The sequence below is a fragment of the Sinorhizobium arboris LMG 14919 genome (assembly GCF_000427465.1).
Classification (GTDB): domain Bacteria; phylum Pseudomonadota; class Alphaproteobacteria; order Rhizobiales; family Rhizobiaceae; genus Sinorhizobium; species Sinorhizobium arboris.
This window is the reverse complement of the sequence record NZ_KE386499.1, coordinates 1-2,495: the sequence shown is the minus strand read 5'-3', so window position 1 is coordinate 2,495 and position 2,495 is coordinate 1. Positions and strand designations below refer to the sequence as shown.

Annotated in this window: 1 protein-coding gene; it reads left to right on the top strand. The window is 67.1% G+C overall.

The features are described 5' to 3' along the window. On the top strand, window positions 1–2,495 hold a 2,495-nt coding region (locus SINAR_RS01000000134620; protein WP_033058606.1), incomplete at both ends, for a non-ribosomal peptide synthetase.

The window sequence follows — 2,495 nt, the reverse complement described above, 5'->3', positions numbered from 1 at the left end:
GGTGCTCGACGATGCCGCCCCGCGGCTGCTGCTGTGCGACGCGGCCGGCCGCGCAGCGCTGGGCGCCGAGGCGATCACCAATGTGACGGCGGTCGACCTCAATGCGGCCACCCCGGTCTCGGCGAGGCTGCCGGCGTCGGATCCCGACCCGCGCGCTCTCGGCCTCGCCCCCAGCCATCTCGCCTACATCATCTACACCTCAGGCTCCACCGGAACGCCCAAGGGCGTCATGGTCGAGCATCGCGGGATGACCAATTATCTAAGCTGGGCTCGTGAGACCTACGCTCCCACATCCTCCTCCGTCGTCTCCTCTTCGCTCGCCTTCGATGCTACGGTCAACAGCCTGTTTGCGCCTTTGGTCTCTGGCGGCCATGCATTGCTTGCGAAAGAGGGGGACGAGGTCGAGGGGATCAGGTCGAGGGTCGGCACCCGGTGCGGGCTGGTCAATGTCACCCCGACCCTTCTGGATGTTCTGGGGCAGCAGCTGCAGTCGGCTGGAGATGCCAGTCAGGTGGAGCTGTTCGTCATTGGCGGCGAGGCATTGTCGTCGTCGACGGTCGAGCTATGGCGTCAGATCCAGCCGGCGGCCAGAATGGTCAACGAGTATGGTCCGACGGAAGCGGTTGTCGGTTGTGCTTTCCATGACATCCCTGCAGACCTTTCCGCATCGACAAATGTGCCGATCGGCCGCCCAATCGCGAACACGCGGCTCTATCTGCTTGACGACCATGGTCAGCCTGTTCCGTTCGGGGCCGTTGGCGAGCTCTATATCGGCGGGGCAGGGGTTGCGCGCGGCTACCTCAATCGGCCCGAACTGACGGCGGAGCGGTTCCTGGCCGATCCGTTCAGCGGCGAGGCGGATGCCCGGATGTACCGCACCGGCGACCTGGCCCGCTATCTGCCGGATGGCAATCTGGAGTTTCTGGGCCGCAACGACGAGCAGGTGAAGATCCGCGGCTTCCGCATCGAGCCGGGCGAGATCTCCGCCCGGCTCTGCGAGCACGAGCTTGTCGGCGAGGCGGTGGTGGTGGCGCGCGAGGATGCGGCCGGCGACAAGCGGCTCGTCGCCTATGTGGTTGCGAAGACGGCGGACGGGTCGGACAAAGCCGATGGCGCCGAGCTGGCGGCGGCGTTGCGGGCCCATCTCGGTGGCCTGCTGCCGGACTACATGGTGCCGGCCGCCTTCGTGCGGCTGGACGCACTGCCGCTGACACCGAACGGCAAGCTCGACCGCAAGGCGCTGCCGGCCCCTGCCGACGAGGCCTATGCGCGCCGGGCTTTCGAGGCACCACGCGGCGAGATCGAGACGCTGCTGGCCGGAATCTGGGAAGAGCTTCTCGGCATCGAGCGGGTCGGCCGCCACGACAACTTCTTCGAGCTCGGCGGCCACTCGTTGCTGGCGGTGCGCCTGCTTGCCCGGCTGACACAGGCCTTGGCAGTGGAGCTGCCGCTGGCGACCCTGTTCGCCAAGCCGACACTGGCCGATTTGGCGCTAAGTGTTGGCGAAGTGCTGAACGGTTCCGGTGCACAGGCAGCACCGGCCATCATTCCAGTTGGACGTGATGGTGCGCTGCCACTGTCCTATTCGCAGCAGCGTCTCTGGTTCTTGTCACAGCTGGACGAAGACAGCACGAACTATAACATTCCCCTCGGCTGGCGATTGCGGGGCAGGCTCGATCATGCCGCATGGCGGCGCAGCCTTGATCAGCTGTTTGCCCGTCACGAGGCGCTGCGCAGTGTCTTTGTCGCCCCTGAGGGCCGGCCCCGGGTCGAGCTGCTGCCGGCCGATGCCGGCCTGCCGGTGACGGAGCATGATCTGCAAGGGCTGCCGGATGCGGATGCCCTGCTTGCGGATCTCTGCCATGATGAGGCGCGCACGCCGTTCGATCTGGCGCGCGGGCCCCTGATCCGCGGCCGCCTGATCCGGCTGGCCGATGACGACCACGTCTTTCTGCTGACGCAACACCATATCGTCGCCGACGGCTGGTCGATGGGGGTTCTGGTGCGTGAACTCAGCAGCCTTTACCGGGCGTTTGCGGCCGGGCGCGACGATCCTTTGCCGCCGCTGGCGATCCAGTATCCGGATTATGCCGCCTGGCAACGGCAATGGTTGTCCGGCGAGCGGCTGCAGGCCCAGGCGGCATATTGGCGCGACAGCCTGTCTGGCGCTCCCGCGCGTCTGACACTTCCGACCGACCGGCCGCGGCCAGCGCAGCAGTCGTTTGCCGGAGCCAGCGTGCCGGTCGTCATCGATGCCGATCTGACGCGCGGGCTGAAGCGGCTGAGCCGGCAGCATGGCACGACCTTGTTCATGACGGTGCTGGCGGCCTGGGCGGCGGTGCTGGCGCGCCTGTCCGGGCAGGCCGATATCGTGATCGGCGTGCCGAGCGCCAATCGCGGCCGGCGCGAGGTCGAGGAGCTGATCGGCTTCTTCGTCAACACCCTGGCGGTTCGCATCGATCTGTCCGGCGAACCGAGCGTGTCGGAGCTGCTGG